This is a genomic window from Companilactobacillus sp. HBUAS59699, from assembly GCF_036913575.1.
Lineage (GTDB): Bacteria > Bacillota > Bacilli > Lactobacillales > Lactobacillaceae > Companilactobacillus.
In genome coordinates this window covers 209,838-229,490 of record NZ_JAYKTV010000002.1, presented here as the reverse complement: position 1 = coordinate 229,490, position 19,653 = coordinate 209,838, and the positions used below count along the sequence as shown (strand labels likewise).

The 19,653-nt window shown below is 38.8% G+C and carries 14 protein-coding genes; 11 read left to right on the top strand and 3 right to left on the bottom strand.

From position 1 onward, the window contains the following. Positions 1-5: 5 nt before the first annotated feature. From U8519_RS04785 to U8519_RS04775, 3 genes are all read left to right on the top strand, one after another. Positions 6-1,283 (top strand): UDP-N-acetylglucosamine 1-carboxyvinyltransferase, encoded by a 1,278-nt coding sequence (locus U8519_RS04785; RefSeq protein ID WP_334329168.1) that lies wholly within the window; start codon positions 6-8, stop codon positions 1,281-1,283. Positions 1,284-1,547: 264 nt separating this feature from the next. Beyond that, positions 1,548-3,041: a ribosomal protection-like ABC-F family protein gene (gene abc-f, locus U8519_RS04780; RefSeq protein WP_334329167.1), complete on the top strand. Its 1,494-nt coding sequence runs from the start codon at positions 1,548-1,550 to the stop codon at positions 3,039-3,041. A gap of 100 nt (positions 3,042-3,141) precedes the next feature. Further along, positions 3,142-3,390 carry a type B 50S ribosomal protein L31 gene (locus U8519_RS04775; protein WP_334329166.1) on the top strand — a complete coding sequence of 83 codons (249 nt, stop codon included), beginning with the start codon at positions 3,142-3,144 and terminating at the stop codon, positions 3,388-3,390. A 14-nt stretch (positions 3,391-3,404) separates the two neighbouring features. On the opposite strand, the gene U8519_RS04770 is transcribed toward U8519_RS04775, so the two are convergent. After that, positions 3,405-4,643 carry a multidrug efflux MFS transporter gene (locus U8519_RS04770; RefSeq protein WP_334329165.1) on the bottom strand — a complete coding sequence of 413 codons (1,239 nt, stop codon included), beginning with the start codon at positions 4,641-4,643 and terminating at the stop codon, positions 3,405-3,407. 89 nt (positions 4,644-4,732) lie between these two features. Between U8519_RS04770 and U8519_RS04765 the strand changes: the two genes are divergently transcribed. The 6 genes from U8519_RS04765 (at position 4,733) to U8519_RS04740 (ending at position 13,336) form a co-directional block, all read left to right on the top strand. After that, positions 4,733-6,097 (top strand): UDP-N-acetylmuramoyl-tripeptide--D-alanyl-D-alanine ligase, encoded by a 1,365-nt coding sequence (locus U8519_RS04765; protein ID WP_334329164.1) that lies wholly within the window; start codon positions 4,733-4,735, stop codon positions 6,095-6,097. 81 nt (positions 6,098-6,178) lie between these two features. After that, positions 6,179-7,720 carry a DEAD/DEAH box helicase gene (locus U8519_RS04760; RefSeq protein WP_334329163.1) on the top strand — a complete coding sequence of 514 codons (1,542 nt, stop codon included), beginning with the start codon at positions 6,179-6,181 and terminating at the stop codon, positions 7,718-7,720. 115 nt (positions 7,721-7,835) lie between these two features. Continuing rightward, positions 7,836-8,204, top strand: coding sequence for a holo-ACP synthase (acpS, locus tag U8519_RS04755; RefSeq protein ID WP_334329162.1), 369 nt, complete (start codon positions 7,836-7,838; stop codon positions 8,202-8,204). Between the two features lie 28 nt (positions 8,205-8,232). Next, on the top strand, positions 8,233-9,345 hold the full coding sequence (alr, locus tag U8519_RS04750) for an alanine racemase (protein ID WP_334329161.1): 1,113 nt from the start codon (positions 8,233-8,235) through the stop codon (positions 9,343-9,345). A 450-nt stretch (positions 9,346-9,795) separates the two neighbouring features. Next, positions 9,796-11,556 (top strand): ABC transporter ATP-binding protein, encoded by a 1,761-nt coding sequence (locus tag U8519_RS04745; RefSeq protein WP_334329160.1) that lies wholly within the window; start codon positions 9,796-9,798, stop codon positions 11,554-11,556. Then, positions 11,549-13,336 (top strand): ABC transporter ATP-binding protein, encoded by a 1,788-nt coding sequence (locus U8519_RS04740; protein ID WP_334329159.1) that lies wholly within the window; start codon positions 11,549-11,551, stop codon positions 13,334-13,336. The genes U8519_RS04745 and U8519_RS04740 overlap by 8 nt, the downstream gene beginning before the upstream one ends. A 56-nt stretch (positions 13,337-13,392) precedes the next feature. Here the strand turns inward: U8519_RS04740 and cbpA are convergent, their stop codons facing one another. Beyond that, positions 13,393-14,055, bottom strand: coding sequence for a cyclic di-AMP binding protein CbpA (cbpA, locus tag U8519_RS04735; RefSeq protein WP_334329158.1), 663 nt, complete (start codon positions 14,053-14,055; stop codon positions 13,393-13,395). Positions 14,056-14,161: 106 nt separating this feature from the next. Continuing rightward, complete coding sequence (locus tag U8519_RS04730) at positions 14,162-15,145, bottom strand: L-lactate dehydrogenase (RefSeq protein ID WP_334329157.1); 984 nt, start codon at positions 15,143-15,145, stop codon at positions 14,162-14,164. A gap of 145 nt (positions 15,146-15,290) precedes the next feature. On the opposite strand from U8519_RS04730, the gene pth reads away from it, so the two are divergent. Further along, a complete protein-coding gene (pth, locus tag U8519_RS04725; RefSeq protein ID WP_334329156.1) occupies positions 15,291-15,848 on the top strand; it encodes an aminoacyl-tRNA hydrolase in 558 nt (185 codons plus the stop codon). Between the two features lie 277 nt (positions 15,849-16,125). Beyond that, positions 16,126-19,653 (top strand): transcription-repair coupling factor, encoded by a 3,528-nt coding sequence (gene mfd, locus U8519_RS04720; RefSeq protein WP_334329155.1) that lies wholly within the window; start codon positions 16,126-16,128, stop codon positions 19,651-19,653.

Genomic DNA, 19,653 nt, shown 5'->3' with positions numbered 1-19,653 from the left:
AGCTTATGCAAAAACTTGTAATCAATGGTGGAAAAAAGTTATCAGGTGAAGTGACGATTGGCGGCGCTAAGAATAGCACTGTGGCGCTAATTCCAGCCGCTATATTATCTGATACACCTGTAGTGTTAGATTCAGTTCCACAAATTAGAGATGTAAAAAATTTACGTTCTATTTTGAAAGATATGAACGTTTCTTCAGAAATGAAGGATGATGTATTAAAGATTGATCCGACAAAGATTCAATTTGCCGAACTACCTAGTGGTAAGGTAAGTAGCTTACGTGCTTCATATTACTTTATGGGAGCCATGCTGGGCCGTTTTGGTAAAGCTGTTGTTGGGTTCCCAGGTGGCGATGACATTGGACCACGTCCAATTGACCAACATATCAAGGGATTCGAAGCGCTAGGTGCACAAGTTGAAAACAAGCACGGTCAGATCATTATCACAACCCCAAATGGCGGTCTAAAGGGAGCAAAAATCTTTTTAGACATGGTTTCAGTTGGGGCTACTATTAATGTTATCTTGGCTGCTGTTAAAGCCAAAGGTACGACCATCATTGAAAATGCGGCTAAGGAACCAGAGATTATTGACTTAGCTACATTCCTTAACAATATGGGAGCTGTTATTCGTGGCGTGGGTACGGAGACGATCCGTATCGAAGGTGTTGATAGTCTGCGTTCTAATAATGCGCACACTATTATCCCTGATCGTATCGAAGCAGGAACATATTTGAGCTTGGCCGCTGCTAATGGTGGCGGAATCTTAGTTAAGAATATTATCAGTGAACATTTGGATGCATTCTTAGCTAAGTTGGATGAAATGGGTGTTAATCTAGAAATCGGTGAAGACAGTATCTATGTCAAGAATTCTCCGAAATTAAAAGCCGTAAATATCAAGACTATGCCATATCCAGGTTTTGCAACTGATCTGCAACAACCGATCACACCGTTGCTGATGAAGGCAGACGGTGAAGCAATGGTGATTGATACGATTTATCCAAAGCGTATTAAGCATATTGCGGAATTGAACAAGATGGGTGCCAACATAACGAGTGAGAATGATTTGATTTTTGTTCGTGGCGGCGCAACTCTTAAAGGTGCGACTGTTTCAGCTGAAGAGATTCGAGCAGGCGCTTGTCTGATGATCGCCGGATTATTGGCAGATGGACAGACAACCATCAACAATGCTGAAAATATCCTTCGTGGATACGATCAAGTTGTTTGGAAGTTGCATTGTCTTGGTGCTGATGTTAAGTTGATCGGTGAAGATGATTTAGTTGAATAATGTGTTGACAGATTGAATATTTGTTGGTAGATTATAAAATAGTTTATAACAAGAAAGGGAGTGCAGCCGTTGAGAAACTAAGTTGAAATTTAAAATTATACAAAATAAGTGTGTAATTTGACTTCGACTTAGTGTGTCTTAATGGTTGTCCCTTAAAAGATAAAAGTGTATAAAACCGTGGTTTTATAACTTATTTAAAGGACGCTATTACAATAGTGTCCTTTTTTTGTTGGGGTCAAAGCACCGAAAATGAGGTGTTTGTTTATGGGAACAATACAAATAGAAAATTTAAGTTTTAAATATGATCAAATGGTGGATAACTTATTCAATTCATTGAATCTGCGAATTGATGAGAGTTGGAAATTAGGATTGATCGGCCGTAATGGGCGTGGCAAAACAACATTGATGAATATTTTGTTAGGAAAATTGCCGTACAGTGGTCAAATCATTACAAATTTGAATTTTTATTATTATCCACAGAGGATAACTAGTAAAAATCGTCCAACTGTGGAAATCGTCAAAGAACTGACCGACTTAGAGGACTATGATCTGTGGAAAATCGAAGTTGAGCTGGATAAATTACAAGTTAAGACAGATATTTTGGATCAGAACTTCTCGACTTTGAGTCCTGGAGAGCAGACTAAGGTATTGCTAGCAATCTTATTCAGCGACGATTATGGTTTTCAGTTGATCGATGAACCTACGAATCATTTGGATATCGGCGGACGTAAAGTAGTCGCCGACTATCTGAAGAGTAAGAAGGGCTTCATTGTTATCAGTCATGATAAGAGCTTCTTGAATCAAGTGATCGATCATGTGATCTCGATCAATCGTCAAGATGTCGATGTTTATAAAGGCAACTTCGATACGTGGGAACGCGAAAAGAATCGTCAGGATCAATCTGAATTAGAAGAGAAGAATCAACTAAAAAAAGATATCAACAGATTACACGAAACAGCTGTGAAAAGAGAAAATTGGTCGCATCAAACTGAGAAGGGAAAGAATAAGACTGGCTTGCAACAAGTTAACCTAGATAAAGGATTTATTGGTCATAAATCAGCTAAAATGATGAAAAAGGCCAAAACTATCGCTAGTCGGGTGGATAGTGAGATAGAAAAGAAACAGAGCCTGTTGAAAAATATTGAGATCGAAGACCCTATCAAACTAAATTACGTAGAATTAAAGCATCCGAAACATTTAATTACTGTGTATAACTTACAGTTGAAGCATGATCAGATCATAACTCCTGAAATCAGCTTCAAATTGCCTGTTAATAAAGTTATTTCTTTGGTTGGTCAGAATGGTATTGGTAAGACGACTGTCTTTAAGCAAATTTTGGGCGTTAAACAGCCGTTTGAGCAAATTGGTGAGTTACACATCGGTAGCAACGTGAAAATCTCTTATTTGGCTCAAGAAGACGAATTAACAGGTAATATTCGGCAAATAGCCGCACAAAAGCAAATAGACCCAGAAATGATCTTCTCTAACTTACGTAAGCTAGGATTTGAACGTGAGTTATTCAATCAACTTGTGGAAAACATGAGTCAAGGACAACAACGAAAAGTTGCCTTGGCGATCAGTCTTTCTGAAGAAGCCAATCTGTATCTGTGGGACGAGCCATTGAATTTCTTGGATGTAATTACACGCCAACAAATTATCGATGCAATCAAAAAGCAGCATCCGACGATGCTGCTGATAGATCACGATCAAGATCTAATAGATGAAGTTTCTGATCAAAAAGTAATCCTTCAAAAATAAAATTGTATTGAATAAAGTAGTAGTTCATGTTAATATTTAATACCGTTAGTAAATTAATCTCTATTTCTGCAAAAGATTTAGGGCAAAGGAGCGACATAGAATGAAAACAGGAATTCATCCAAAATACCAACAAGTTGTATTCATGGACTCATCAACAGGTAAGAAGTTCTTAGCTGGTTCAACAGTTCAATCAAACGAAACAACTGATTATGAAGGTAAAGAATACCCATTAATTCGTGTTGAAATCTCATCTGACTCACATCCTTTCTACACTGGTAAACAAAAGTTTGCTCAAGCAGATGGACGTATCGACCGTTTCAACAAGAAATATGGTTTATCACAAAAATAAAAAGCCATCCTTTATTAGGAGGCTTTTATTTTTTTACCTTTTTTTGATCTTAAATGTGTTGATACCCAAGCTAGGTTAATCGCCGCCAAGCAACTGGTACTTATGAAGACAGCCGAATAACTTAAACTGCTGGAGATGAATGATCCAAGTAAAGGACCACACACATTACCAACTGACTGGAATGACTGGTTGTATCCGAAGACCCTGCCGGTATATTTGGCATCGGTATACTTTGCCAGTAAGGTTTGGACTTGTGGTACTAGGCAGGCGTCAGAGATACCAACAAAGAACCGCAAGATCCCTAGTTGCCAAACGTTATTAACAAATGCTTGGGGAATATAAACTAGAACGGCAAAAATCAGTCCACCAATCAAAATCTTCCCCGTACCGATTCGATCACCAAGTGCGCCAAAACGTGGTGCGGCAATAATATTGGCAATACCAGGCATAGCGGCGATAACCCCGGCAATCAAGGTAACTTTATCGGAACCATGCATTAGTTGCTTAACGTACAAACTAATAATAGGGTTGATAGAGTTGTTTGATGTCTGAATGATCATAGTTGTGACAAACATTGCTAGGATCAAGTTGGGATTCTTTAATTTTTGGAAAATTTCCTTAGTAGAGTCTTCTTCTCCCTTAGCTACTGGCGTGAAGTCTTCTTTGATGAAGATCGTAACTAATATAAATGCCAAAAATAATAGTGATCCAGTAACCATAAATGGAATTCTGTATCCGAGATACTGAGCTATTACACCACCGACTAAAGGTCCTAGTAGAGTACCGGAAATAACTCCGGTATTCAACGTTCCTAGTGCTTTACCACTTTCTGAACGCGGAGCAGTGGAAGCAATCAATGTATTAGCGTTACTTACAAAGCCTGAAAAAACACCTTGCAATAGTCTTAAGACGACGATTTGCCAAGCGGCTGTTACGAAGGCTTGAAGTGTAATGACAATAGACATACCCAGAGCAGCTCGGATAAGCATGAGCTTACGGCCTCTGCGGTCAGCGATTTTACCCCAGATAGGAGAAACGATTGCCATAACTAAAAAGGTCGAAGAAAATGCAATACCATTCCAAACGACAAGTTGGTTTTTTGTGAAATTCCCCAATTGATTAATGTATAATGGCAAAAAGGGTGTTATCATACTAAAGCCAATACCTGTCATAAAAGTACTGAACCAAAGGACAGTTAAGTTACGTTTCCAGTAACTATTTCCTTCAGGTACTTTTGTTGATTTAGATGTCATAGTGCATCAATTCCTTTCTAAGTATAATACTATACTCTTTTTATTTAGGATGGATTAAAATAATTTTTCAGAATTGGGGAAAAATATTCATGAAAATGAAGTTAAAAGAAGTTTATTCTGCTTTAAAAATAAACGTTGACGATGTTCCGGATGTAGATATTACTGGAGTTTGTTTTGATAGTCGCAAAGCAAAAGAAGGAGATTTGTTCTTTCCATTAAAAGGGGAACGCGACGGACATGAATTTATCGACAGTGCAATTTCTAATGGGGTAAGTGCAAGCGTTTGGCAGAGTGATCATGAAATCCCAAATCAAGAGATTCCATATGTTGTCGTTAAGGATGTTTCGAAGGCCTTTGAAACACTGGCTAAGTATTATTTAGCAAAAGTAAATCCTAAAGTGGTCGCAGTTACTGGAAGTAACGGAAAAACAACTACTAAGGATATGATTGCTGCAATTTTGTCTACTGATAATAATGTCGCAAAGACACCAATGAATTTCAACAATGAGATCGGTGTTCCTTTTACTATCTTGAATATGCCGATCAATACGGAAGTCTTAGTAGTAGAAATGGGCATGGATCGTCCTGGTCAAATTGATCATTTGAGCAGTCTGGCTAATCCCGATATCTCTGTCATTACGATGATCGGTGAAGCACACATTGAGTTCTTTGGTACGCGTGATAAAATTGCGGATGCAAAGATGGAGATCGTTGATCATTTGCAAGAAGATGGCAAGTTTATTTATGACGGTGATGAACCATTATTGACCGACCGTGCTCAAAAAGTTGAACAAAAAAAATTGACTTTTGGAAAAAAAGATATGAATACGCTTTACGCTACGTCAATAAAGGCTGGAAAGTCGTCAACTTCCTTCGAAACCAACCTTTGGCCTGACTTAAAGTTTGATATTCCGATGATGGGCGAATATAATGTTAAGAATGCCTTGGCTGCAATTTTAGTTGGTCAAGCCCTTCATGTTAAGCCAGAGGCTATGGCAAAAGCTTTGGCTGACCTATATGTTACCGAGAATAGAACAGAATGGTTAAAAGCAAAAAATGGCGCAGACATTTTAAGTGATGTATACAACTCAAACCCGACTGCTGCAATTGAAGTTCTAGAAAGTCTCAAAAAGATTTCAACCCCTGGACGTAAGATCGTCGTTCTAGGAGACATGCTGGAACTCGGTAGTGCATCAAAACATTTGCACGAATCACTTGCGGACCACATCAATACAAGGGACTTTGCAAAAGTTTATCTTGTAGGGGATGAAATGAAGGCTCTGAAAGCTAAGTTGGATCAAAAATATGCTGATGAAGATTTAACTTGGTATAGCAAGGATCAATTAACGGAATTAACGAATGATTTAGAAAAAGAAGTAAACTCAAGTGACACTGTCTTATTAAAGGCAAGTCATGGCATTCATTTAGAGAACGTATTAAGTAAATTAGTATAAGAGTGTGTTATTTGAGAATGATTGAAGAACGTGTTATAGTTGCCCATTGTGGTTTTAACGCGTAACAACTGGAGGATTTTTGTGAAATTTAGTGAATTAAATTTAGATTCAAAGTTACTACAAGCTGTAGATGAGGCTGGTTTTGAAGAAACAACCCCCATCCAAGCTCAAACTATTCCACTGGTATTAGCCGGTGATGACGTAATTGGACAAGCTCAAACAGGTACTGGTAAAACTGCTGCCTTTGGTCTTCCAATTCTAGATGCCATTGATATGTCATCTACAGATATTCAAGCGCTAATTATCTCACCTACTAGAGAATTAGCTATCCAAACTCAAGAAGAGTTATACAGATTAGGCCGCGACAAAAAAGTCAGAGTTCAATCAGTTTATGGTGGTTCTGACATTAGAAGACAAATTCGTGCCTTAAAGAACCATCCTAATATTGTTGTTGGTACTCCAGGTCGTATGCTCGATCATATCAACAGACACACTCTTAAACTAGGTAACGTCAAAACTGTTGTTTTGGATGAAGCCGATGAAATGCTAGATATGGGATTTGTTGAAGATATCGAAAGTATTCTTTCAAATGTTCCTAACAAACACCAAACTCTATTGTTCTCTGCAACAATGCCTAAGCCTATCATGCGTATTGCTGATAAGTTCATGACAGAACCAAAGATTGTTAAAATCAAGTCAAAGGAATTGACTGCTGATAAGATCGATCAATATTTTGTTAAAGCTCGTGATTTCGAGAAGTTTGACTTAATGACAAGAATTTTTGATGTTCAAGGACCAGAATTAGCCCTGATCTTCGGTAGAACTAAGCGTCGTGTTGATGAATTAACACGTGGTTTGCAAGCGCGTGGATACAATGCTGAAGGACTACATGGTGATTTGTCACAAGACAAACGTACTAGTGTTCTTCGCAAGTTCAAAGCTGGTAAACTAGAATTCCTTGTGGCAACTGATGTTGCTGCTCGTGGATTGGATATTTCAGGTGTATCACACGTTTATAATTATGATATTCCTCAAGACCCTGATAGTTATGTTCACCGTATTGGCCGTACAGGTCGTGCCGGACATTCAGGTGTTTCTGTAACATTTGTTACACCTAACGAAATGGGTTACTTACGTACAATTGAGAACCTAACTAAGAAGCGCATGAAGCCACTTGCTCCACCTACTGATACTGAAGTTCTTAAAGGACAATTGGAAGCAGTTAAGGAAGAAGTTAAGAATACACTTGGTGCTGACAAAAACTTGGATCGTTTCAACGATGCTGTTAAGCAATTGTTAGAAGAATATTCAGCTGAAGACTTAGTTAAGGTATACTTGAGCACAACTATCAAGGATGCTGAAAGTGTTCCGGTTAAGATTGCTCCTGAAAGACCACTTCCTTCACGTAAGGTAAGTCGTAGCCGCTCAGGTCATGGTAGACGTGGACGTTATGGTCATGATCGTAATCGTAATGGTGGTAACCATCATTCAAGAAGACATGATGATCGTCGTGGCAACAACCATGGTGGCAAGTCTGGTGAAAAGCGTCATGACAACCGAAATAATTCTTCCAAATCAAAAGGTCAATCAAAGAAGAGTTTTAAGATCAGAACAAATCTTTAATTTGATGTAGATAATTTGGAAAATCAAACAATTGATTTATAATAATAAGTATTAAAAGACAAGGTGATTAATTTTGCTTTGTCTTTTTTTTCAAAAAAATTTGGAGAGAGATAATATGATTAAAGGACTAGGAGTAGACATCGCGGAAATCGATCGAGTTCGTAAGATCTATGGTCGACATCCTAGATTTGCGGATAAGATTTTGACAAGTGAGGAAATGGCGGTATTCTTAACTAAGAAGACTGAAAAAGCTCAAATGACTTATTTGACAGGACGGTTTTCAGCTAAAGAATCTTTTACCAAAGCAATGGGAACAGGATTAGGTAAGATTGGGTTCCATGATTTGAGTGTCTTGAATTATGAGTCTGGTCAGCCGTATATCAAAACGGATATATTTGAGGGAAACATTCAAATTTCTATTTCAGATACTGATGAGTTAGTAATAACTGAAGTTATTATTGAGGATGTTGATAAGTCTGAATAGTTATTTGTAACTTTTTAGGAGGTATCATATGTCACCATCAATCCATCGCCCCGCATACGTCGAGGTCAACTTAAATAATTTAAAGGAAAATCTGCAAAATGAATTAAAATCTGTGCCAAAGGGTACGGATGTCTTTGCAGTAGTCAAGGCTAACGCTTATGGCCACGGTCTGGTCGCTGTGGCCACGGCTGAATTGGAATATGGAGCTAGCGGATTATGTGTTGCAACTTTGGATGAAGGCCTAGAAATCCGTGAAAGCGGCGTTAAGGCACCAATATTGGTTTTGGGTATAACTGGTGTAAATAATGCTAAGATCGCTGCAGACGCTGATATTTCACTAACTGTGGGCAGTATTGAGTGGTTACAACAAGCTGTCGAAACAAAAGTTCAAGGCTTGAAAGTTCATCTCGGGATCGACAGCGGTATGGGTCGGATCGGGTTCAGAGAAAAAGCTGATTTGATCGCAGCATGTAATTATTTGAAAGACCATGCCGACAATTTCGTTGCTGAAGGATTGTTTACTCATTTTGCGACAGCTGATAATCCGGATGAAAAATATTTCCACAAACAAGTTAGTCGTTTTAAGGAAATGACAACTGACTTACCGGTTGATTTCAAATACGTTCACTGTGCTAATTCTGCTACGGCACTCTGGCATCAGGATTTGGCAGTCAACTTAGTTCGTGATGGTATTGCTCTGTATGGATTGAATCCATCACAAACTGATATTACTAAGCTGCCATACGAATTGAAGCCAGCTTTGAGTTTGTACTCTGAATTGGTCTTTGTTAAACAAATCAACCAGGGTGATAGTGTAGGTTACGGTGCAACTTATACTAGTGATGATACTGAATGGATCGGTACTGTACCAATGGGATATGCTGACGGTTGGTTAAGACGGATGCAAGGCTTCGAAGTCTTGGTTAACGGTCAACGTTGTCCAATTGTCGGACGTGTATGTATGGATCAATTCATGGTAAAACTACCAGAAAAAATGCCAGTTGGAAGTAAGGTTACTTTGATTGGTAAAGATGGCGATGATGAGATCACTGCTACTGATGTTGCTCAATATGCAGGAACGATTAATTATGAAATTCTTTGCTGTTTGAGTGAGAGATTACCTCGTAAGTATGTTAAGTAGTTAGTCCTCCAATCACAAAAAAATCGGCTTAACCTGCTGTTGGACCGGATTGAGCCACTGTCTCAATCCTCGGTTTGAAACTTCATGAAAAATCACATGAATTTTCAAACACGTCTGCTGAGTAAGGACTAAAGTCCTAACTCAGCTTTTACAGCTAGTTAGCCGATTTTTCTGTGCTCCCCGGAGATTATATGTTGAAAAGGTATGTTATTGTTGCAAACCAAAAACTCGCTATAATAATTGTCACGGCGGGATTTTCGATTTTCGACTAATGCAGTCAATATTTAAATATTTTATTAATATAGATAATTATGGCAACCTGTTTCTCTTTAGAGACAGGTTGTTTTTCTTGTCCTTAAATAATAATAAACAAAAATATTGCCCTAGAGTCCACTTGAAGGTGTAAAGTAACTAGTATTGAATTTTTTAATTAATGATAGGTGAAGTAATATGGGGATTTTTTCTAGATTAGGTTGGTTTTTTAAGCATCGCTGGAAGCAGTATTCTTTGGGAGTTATCGCACTGCTTTTGGTTGCTGCTTGTAATGTTATCCCACCACGGATCGTTGGTGTGGTGGTTGATGCGGTTAGTAAGAGGACGATGACGGTCAGATTCTTAATGACTAATTTGTTCTTATTAGTCTTGGTCGCAATTTTGGGATATCTTTTGCGTTTTGTGTGGCAGAAGATGATTTTTGGAAGTTCATACGTCTTGGAACGTGATTTGCGTAATCGATTATTCCGACATTTTATGAAGATGGATACGACTTTTTATCAGAAGTGGCGTACGGGGGACTTGATGGCACACGCTACGAATGATATTGATGCGGTCCGTGAGGTTGCTGGCCCCGGTGTTTTGACATTGGCAGATTCATTGATAACTGGATTGTCGATGATCTTTGCGATGGGGATGTTTGTGGACTGGAAGCTGACATTCTACGCTATCTTGCCATTGATTTTGTTGGCAATTATGGCTAATGTCTTGGGCAATAAAATTCACGATGCTTTTATGAAATCACAGGCGGCTTTTTCAAGTATCAACAATAAGACACAAGAGAGTGTTATTGGTATCAAGGTCATCAAGGCCTTGGGACAAGAAAAACAGGATGAACAAGATTTTGATCGTTACGTTGATAAGAATATTCACGCTAATAAGAAGTCGTATCGATTGGATGCAATGTTTGATCCGCTGACTTCGATAATTATGGGTATTTCATATGTCATAACTATTATTCTAGGTGGATTAGCAGTTATTCATTCTCACATTACGATCGGTGAATTGGTTTCGTTTATAACCTATATGGCTGAACTAACCTGGCCAATGTTTGCCATCGGTAGTTTATTTAATATTTTGGAACGTGGTTCAGCTAGTTATGATCGAATCACTGAACTGTTGGACGAGAAGTCTTCACTGGTTGCACCCAAACATGAGGTGAAGTCTGCGCCAGAAGGCACTTTGGATTTTGAAATCAAGAAGTTTCATTATCCGGATGATCAGGCAATTGCCTTGAATGATGTTAATTTCAAGCTTGAGCCAGGACAGACTTTAGGAATAGTTGGGCCAACTGGTGGTGGCAAGTCGACGATCATCGGTCTATTGATGCGGGACTTTGATCACTATAATGGTCAAATAACAGTTGGTAATCATGATATTCGTGATTTCAAGTTGGATAATTATTTGGATAATATCGGTTATGTGCCACAGACTAACTTCTTATTCTCAACGGATATTCGTGACAATATTAGATTTGCGAATATCGATGCTACACAAGAGCAGGTTGAATCGGCGGCTTATGTAGCTGACTTAGATACGGACATTACTGATATGCCGCTTGGTTATGATACGCAAGTTGGTGAATTGGGAGTCTCGTTATCTGGTGGTCAAAAACAGCGCTTGGCGATTGCTCGAGCTGTTCTGAGTGATCCTGAATTAATGATTCTAGATGATTCGTTATCGGCTGTGGATTCGAAGACGGAACGAAACATTGAGGAACGTATTGCTAAGAATAGAATGAACGGGACAACTATCATAGCTGCTAGTCGTTTGAGCTCGGTTGAATATGCCGATCAAATCTTAGTGATAGATCACGGTACGATTATTGAACATGGTACACATCAAGAGTTGTTAGCCAATAAGGGTTGGTATTACGATACTTTCAACTTACAAGCTAAGAATGCCAAAATCGAAGGGAGGTTGAATCATCGTGGATAAAAAGGAAACCGAAACAATTAACGATATTCAAGCACTCTCCCGGAAGCAACAACGTAGGATTTTAAAGAAGCTATTCAGTTTTGCCTGGGCTTTCAAACGTCAATTTTTGACGGCAATAATCTTTGCAATTGGTTTGAGTGTCATTAATATCATTTTGCCGAGACTGTTGCAATTTTACATGGATCATTATTTGGTTCATCAAGACACTGGCATTCAGATCATCGTGAGCTTTGCGATTGTTTATTTTATTGGAACTATTATCAAAGCAATAGTTCAATTCATTCAGAATTTTGCTTTTTCAATGGGAGCTGAGCGGACACTGGAGAGTATCCGTAGCCAGTTGTTCCATAAATTGCATACGCTGGGGATGGATTATTTTGATAAAACTCCGGCGGGTTCGATCGTTTCTAGAGTTACTAATGATACGAAGACTCTGTATGATTTTTGGACGTTGTTTTTAATGATCTTAGTTGCAGCATTTTCAATTATATCGGCGTTTGTTGCAATGATGTCGGTTAACGTTACATTAGCTGTGGCAACAGGGTTATTTATTATCGCATTGTACTTCTTGGTGTGGTTGTATCAACGTTTGAGTTCCAAAATCTATCAACGCTTACGTGAGTATTTGAGTCAGATCAATACTAAGCTGAATGAGTCGTTGATGGGTATCAGTATTATTCAACAATTTGGACAACAGAAGCGAATGATCCACGAATTTGAGCAACGGAATAATTTGTATTTCACGCAACGAAACAAAATGATCAATGTTAATTCATTCTTGCTCTATCCAACTATCACACTGATGTTCACTTTGGCGGAAGTTATCGCTTTAGGTGGTTTTGGATTGGAAAGTACACATACGATCGTAGCTGCTGGTGTGATATATGCTTTTATTTCTTACCAACAAAACTTCTTTAATCCGCTGTCTAACGTTATGAACTACATGTCGTATTTCCAAGATGGGATGGTTGCTGGTTATCGGATCATGAAGTTATTCGCTAATGAGACGACTAGTCCAGTTCAAAATGAAACTAGTGCAGCGAAGATAGAAGTTGGCAAAATTGAATTTCGACACGTTACTTTTGCCTATGTACCAGGAGAACCGATTTTGAAGGATATTTCCTTCACGGTGGAACCTGGTCAGACGATTGCTTTGGTAGGACATACTGGGAGTGGTAAGAGTTCGATTATTAATATATTGCTGAGATTTTATGAATTTGGTGAAGGTCAAATATTGATCGATGATCATGATATTAGGGATTATTCGACAGCTGAACTACGTAAGAAGCTAGGCTTAGTAATTCAGGAACCATACTTGTTCTATGGCAATATTGCTAATAATATTCGGATGTATGATGATAGTATTTCAGATGAACAAGTTGAGCAAGCGGCTAGGTTTGTAGATGCTGATAGTTTCATTGAGAAGTTACCTGACAAGTATCATGCCAAGGTGATCGAACGTGGAAGTAGTTTTTCCACTGGTCAACGACAATTGATCTCATTTGCCAGAACGATCGTCCGCAATCCGAAGATTTTGATACTAGATGAAGCGACCGCTAATATCGATCCGCAGACAGAGCAGAGTATCACTCGTGGATTGACTAAGATGAGAAATGATCGGACGACGATCGCTATTGCACACAGATTATCGACGGTTCAGGACGCTGATCAGATTCTAGTTCTAAGTCATGGCCGCATCGCTGAAAGAGGCACACATGAGGAATTATTGAGATCTGGCGGATTATATTCCGAGCTTTATGAATTGCAATCGATGGATTAATTTTGAGTATAAAAAAACTTGTTACCAATTATTGGCAACAAGTTTTTATTTTGCAATTAAAGTGTATCACGATTTAAGATCTTACCAGATTTCAAATCATCGATTTCAGCAACGACGAAACTCTTCTTTTCTAGACGCTTGATAATTTCCTTCAAAGTCTCGACGCTAGTACCTGAAGGCAATGTGAATAAGGTTCTGCGAACTACTTCGTTAGACTTGGCATCTAATGTCACACAGGCAGCGATTGAAACATACTTGGAAATAATCTTAGACATTTTTTCAAGATCACCACGATCACCAGATGAACTAACTGTAAGTACGTAACTACTGATCTCAAGATTCCAGGAATCTGATAACATGCTCAATAATCTGGAGTGAGTTAGGATTCCATAGAATAAGTTTGATTCATCAAGGACGGCAATATATGGAAGATCCTTAATGTTGAAGAATACTTTGAAGAAAGGCGAATCGACACTGATCGTCTTAGTAGCATTCTTCATCAATGTTGTAACAGGTAGATTCATATCTCCACCACGTGACTTGTGACGATAAATATGCATTTTGTAAATATTTCCCCTAAATATTTGACCACTTTCATCAAGAATAGGAACACAACGATAACCTGAATCTTCAAGAATCTTCAAAGCTTCCTCAAGAGTGACAGTTTCTTTGACGGTTGTGAGTTTTTCCTTCTTTAGAACTAATGATTTAACTAACATATATCACACATCCAATCTTCTCTAATTGAATCAATGATACAGTAAAAAAGTGAAAAAAAAAAGAGCCGAAACTGTTGTTTCAACTCTTTAAGGTAGGAATTAAGGATTATTGACGACCCTTGATACCTGTAGCTTCAAAACCATCTTTAAGGATTTTTTCAAGTTCTGCAGCTGATTTCTTCATTTGTGCTGATTCTTCATCATTCAATGGAACTTCGATGATTTGTTTTAGACCTTTACGGTTAACGATTGCAGGTGAACCGATATAGATGTCTGAAACGCCATATTGACCAGTCATCATGTTTGATAATGGAAGAACAGTGTTTTCGTCGTTTAGCAAAGCCTTGCAGATTCTTGCAAGAGCAGTACCGATACCGTAGAATGTAGCACCCTTAGTATTGATAATGTCGTAAGCAGCGTTAACAACTTTCTTGTAGATCTTGTCTAGAGTATCTTTAGTGATTTCTGGGTGTTGTTCCATCCATTCTGCCATTGTTACTCCACCGATAGTCAAGTGTGACCATGCAGCAAATTCTGAATCACCGTGTTCACCCATGATGTAACCATGAACTGAACGAGGGTCAAGATCTAATTCTTCACCAACGAATTTTTGTAATCTAGCTGTATCTAGTGATGTACCTGAACCAATTACACGTTCCTTAGGGAAGCCTGAAAGTTTCCAAGTAGCGTATGTCAAGATATCAACAGGGTTAGCAGCAACTACGAAGATACCATTGAATCCTGATTCAACGATTGGGTCAACGATTGTCTTCAAGATGTTCAAGTTCTTGTTAACAAGGTCAAGTCTTGTTTCACCTGGTTTTTGTGGAGCACCGGCTGTGATAACAACGATATCAGCATCCTTAGCATCTGAATATTCACCAGCGTGAATGTTCTTAGGGAATGAGAATGGAATTGCATCAGCAAGGTCCATTGCATCACCCTTAATCTTGTCTTTTGCGATATCACAAATAACTAATTCTTGTGCAATACCTTGAAGTGTCATTGCGTAGGCAAATGTTGAACCTACAGCACCGTCACCAACTAGAAGTACCTTTTGGTGGTTCTTTTCATTTGTTGGAGTTGTCATTTTTTATAATCATCCCTTCGAAAATAATTATGTTTCGTATCCAATTATACAAATAATAACTGAAAATAAACAGGGTGATTGTGAAAAAATTGAAAAAATCGCACTTTTTACATGATATAATTACATGTTGAAATGAGGTATTAATATGAAACTTATCGTTGGATTAGGAAATCCTGGGAAAAAATATGATCGTACAAAGCACAATATGGGCTTCATGACGATCGATAAATTAATGGAAGAATATAATCAAACACAAATGAAAAAGGACTTTGAAGCAGAATATTGCAAGTTCAAAGTCGATGGCGAGACGATTTTTTTAGTTAAACCTTTAACATTTATGAATGAATCCGGACGAGCAGTTAAGTTTTTGACAGGATACTATCAAATCCAACCGGATGAAATAATGGTCATTCAAGATGATCTCGATATGCCGATCGGTAAGATTAGACTACGTGCCAAGGGTTCTGCCGGCGGTCATAATGGAATTAAGAGTATAATTTCATCTATGGGTACAAAAGATTTCAAACGTATAAAGATCGGCATTCAACATCCAGACAAACAAACCGTAGTGAACTGGGTGTTGACACCATTTACCAAAGATCAAGAACCAGTAGCTTTAACAGGAATTGACAATGCCGTTAGTGCCGTTAAAGATTGGATCGATGGAGATACGTTTGACCAGTTGATGAATAAGTATAATTAGAGAGAGTGGAAAAAGCCGGGAGATTCTGAGCACTGCCTAGGATAACGGGAGTGACACGAAGTGGCGCTTTCGTTATTCGTAGCAGGCGCAGGAATCTGGCTTTTGGAACTCGTTTACGCCATACTTATCCAGTTTCCAAAACGAGTTCCGGAGGGACAAACCTCTGCGCTTACTACGGTTAAGGATTGCACCAACTACGTTGGCACTATCCTTAACCTAGGTAATGCTCAAGGTCTGACCGTCCCTCCTCCACTCTCTGACAGAAAGGGGTCAAAACGTGAACTTAATAGACTTCATATCTAATAAACTAAATCTTGGGGAATTTATTGAACAAGTTAAACCTAAAACTAAGAACATGTTGACGGGGTTGATTGGTTCAACGATTTCCCTATTTGCATTACAGACACTTAAACAAAAAAACAAAAAAATATTAATAGTCGAAAATACTAATTTTCACGCTAATCGCCTCTATGATGATTTGAATTTATTAAATAGTGAACAAACACACATCTTTCCAGTGGAAGAAACTATTTCGACTGAGATCGCTACTAGTTCACCAGATGAATTGAGTCAACGATTGGATGCGTTGAGTTTTCTTGTCAGTGACCAACCAGGAATCGTTGTGACTTCAGTTGCAGGTTTGGAATATGCGTTGTCAGCAAAAGAATTATTTGAGTCAGCACAACTTAAGATTGCTATGGACGAAGAGTATGATCTTGAAAATTTGAACTCAACTTTTGTTCAGATGGGCTATAAAAAAGACAAGTTGGTAGCTAAACCAGGTGACTTTGCCATTCGTGGTGATATTGTCGATATTTATCCTTTGAATGTCGATAATCCAGTACGAATCGAGTTCTTTGGTAATCAAGTTGATAAGATCAAGTTCTTTGATACAGAGACACAACGTAGCATGGAGACACTTGATGAAATCGAGATCTTACCAGCTAACGACCGGGTGATCACGTCTGATCAAGTTGCGAATGGTTTAAAGAAACTGCAAAAGAGTTATGAAAAACAACTAGATTCAGCTGATAAGGAAAAAGAAGTTAAGAATAATCTAGAGATGACTTTTGCCCAAATGATCGAAGAATTGTCAGAAGGAATGCGTCCGGATAATCTGGGAAGTATTATTGATTTTCTATTAGATCAACCTAGCAGTTTGTTAGATTATTTGAATTCAGATGATATCGTCATGTTCAATGAGTATTCACGTCTGGTTGAGCAGTCAAATGATAATAAGGCTGATAATCAATCGTGGCTGGCTAGTCAATTAGAGTATGGGAAGGCCTTACCTGAACAAGTAATTCGACAAAGTTTCATTGAAATGATGAAAAAGAATGAAAATCCCCAAGTTTACATGTCAGCTTTTCAACAAGGTATGGGGCACATTCGACTCGATCAATTACACAATGTTCCGGTTAGAAGTATGCAGCAGTTCTTCAGTCAGATGCCGTTATTAAAGTCTGAAGTTGAACGGTGGCAGAAGCAGGGCTATACGATCTTGTTACTGATTAGTAATGAAAAACGGATCTCGGCTATTAACAATACTCTGATTGACTTTGGAATCAAGGCTACGTTGACTACTTCCGATAAGGTGATCGAAGATCAGACCCAAATAATGAATGCCAGTTTGGGACTAGGATTTGAAATGCCTGAGGAAAAAGTCGCCATCATCACTGAAAAAGAATTATTCAATAAGCAACCAAAACGCCGTCGTCATCAGACTTTGGCAAACGCTGAACGATTGAAGAGCTATAACGAACTCAAACCAGGGGACTACGTTGTTCACGTCAATCATGGTATTGGTAAGTTCATCGGCATGCAGACGATGGAAGTCGACGGTAAACATCAAGATTACATTACGATCGAGTATCGTGACGACGGTCGCCTGTTTATTCCTGTTTCACAGTTGGATATGGTTCAAAAATACGTTTCAGCTGAAGGTAAGTCACCAAGGATCAACAAACTTGGTGGTAACGAGTGGCAAAAGACTAAGCGAAAAGTTCAATCTAGTATTGAAGATATCGCCGATGACTTGATTGATCTCTATGCTAAACGAGAAGCGGAGAAGGGCTATCCCTTCCCTAAGGATGACGAGATGCAGCATGACTTCGACAATGCCTTCCCGTATCCAGAAACACCAGACCAGTTGCGCTCGATCGATGAAATCAAACGTGACATGGAGAAACCACATCCAATGGATCGTTTGTTAGTTGGGGATGTTGGTTTTGGTAAGACAGAAGTAGCGTTGCGAGCAGCTTTCAAAGCCGTTGAAGCGGGAAAGCAAGTTGTCTTCTTAGCACCGACAACTTTGCTGGCACAGCAGCACTATGAAACAATGAAGGATCGTTTTGAAGGATTTCCAGTCAATATTGCGGTATTATCAAGATTCCAAACTCGTAAACGCAGCAAGGAGATCATTCAAGAATTAGCTGATGGTCAAGTAGATATTGTCGTCGGAACACATCGTTTATTATCAAAGGATGTTAAGTTTTCAGATATCGGTTTATTGATAATCGATGAGGAACAACGATTCGGAGTTAAGCATAAGGAAAAAATCAAGCAACTCAAAGCTAATGTTGATGTATTAACTCTAACAGCAACACCGATCCCTAGAACATTGAACATGTCCATGCTAGGAGTTCGTGATCTGTCATTGATCGAAACAGCGCCAAGCAATCGTTATCCAGTGCAGACTTACGTGATGGAACAAAATTACGATGTGATCGCTCAAGCTATCAAGCGTGAGATGGAACGTGGCGGCCAGGTCTTCTACTTGCACAACCGTGTTGATGACATGGAGCAGGTAGCGGGTCAATTGCAAGCGCTGGTTCCAGATGCAAGAATTGCAACGGCTCACGGACGAATGACTGAAACCCAGATGGAAGGTGTCATTGCCGATTATTTGGCAGGCGAATATGACGTGTTGGTCACAACTACTATCATTGAAACCGGTGTGGATATGCCTAACACCAACACATTGATTGTTGAGAATGCTGATCGATACGGATTGTCACAGCTTTATCAGATCCGTGGACGTGTGGGTCGTTCTAATCGTGTCGCCTATGCTTATTTGATGTATAAGCCCAACAAGGTTCTAACTGAAGTGGGTGAGCAGCGGCTCGAAGCAATCAAGAACTTTACCGAGCTAGGTTCAGGATTCAAGATTGCGATGCGAGATCTGTCCATTCGTGGTGCTGGTAATTTACTTGGTAAACAACAACACGGCTTCATTGATTCAGTTGGATTCGATCTATACACACAGATGCTGAATGACGCAGTTGCCAAGAAGCGTGGTCATACTAAGGCTGAGAAGACTAATTCAGAGTTGAATTTGGAATTAGATGCTTATATTCCATCTACTTATATTAGTGATGAACGTCAAAAAGTAGAGTTGTACAAACGGATCCGCCAAATCGATTCAGACGAGAATTATCAAGAAGTCAGATCAGAATTGTTGGATCGATTTGGAGAATATCCACAAGAAGTTTCTAACTTGTTGGATGTTAGTTTGCTGAAGACGTCACTAGATGAATCATTAGTTAAGAATGTCATTATGAAGAGCGGCATGATAGTGATCAAGTTCTCTAACAAGGCCAATGATTACTTAACCGGTGATTTGGTTTTCAAATTCTTAGGTAATACAACAATGAAGGCGACAGTACATAATAATAATGATGAATTCAGCATTTCACTGGATTCAGGCAGTGTTAAAAAAGATGAGTGGTTCCCACAATTGCAAAAATTTGCTGTGGAAATGGCAAAAGTGTTCGACAAACTAAAGAAAGAAAAAATTAAAAACTAA

Coding starts and splice junctions, on each gene's coding strand:
- U8519_RS04785 (WP_334329168.1), top strand. CDS start 6: ATGCAAAAACTTGTAATCAATGGTGGAAAAAAGTTATCAGGTGAAGTG.
- abc-f (WP_334329167.1), top strand. CDS start 1,548: ATGGGAACAATACAAATAGAAAATTTAAGTTTTAAATATGATCAAATG.
- U8519_RS04775 (WP_334329166.1), top strand. CDS start 3,142: ATGAAAACAGGAATTCATCCAAAATACCAACAAGTTGTATTCATGGAC.
- U8519_RS04770 (WP_334329165.1), bottom strand. CDS start 4,643: ATGACATCTAAATCAACAAAAGTACCTGAAGGAAATAGTTACTGGAAA.
- U8519_RS04765 (WP_334329164.1), top strand. CDS start 4,733: ATGAAAATGAAGTTAAAAGAAGTTTATTCTGCTTTAAAAATAAACGTT.
- acpS (WP_334329162.1), top strand. CDS start 7,836: ATGATTAAAGGACTAGGAGTAGACATCGCGGAAATCGATCGAGTTCGT.
- alr (WP_334329161.1), top strand. CDS start 8,233: ATGTCACCATCAATCCATCGCCCCGCATACGTCGAGGTCAACTTAAAT.
- U8519_RS04745 (WP_334329160.1), top strand. CDS start 9,796: ATGGGGATTTTTTCTAGATTAGGTTGGTTTTTTAAGCATCGCTGGAAG.
- cbpA (WP_334329158.1), bottom strand. CDS start 14,055: ATGTTAGTTAAATCATTAGTTCTAAAGAAGGAAAAACTCACAACCGTC.
- U8519_RS04730 (WP_334329157.1), bottom strand. CDS start 15,145: ATGACAACTCCAACAAATGAAAAGAACCACCAAAAGGTACTTCTAGTT.
- pth (WP_334329156.1), top strand. CDS start 15,291: ATGAAACTTATCGTTGGATTAGGAAATCCTGGGAAAAAATATGATCGT.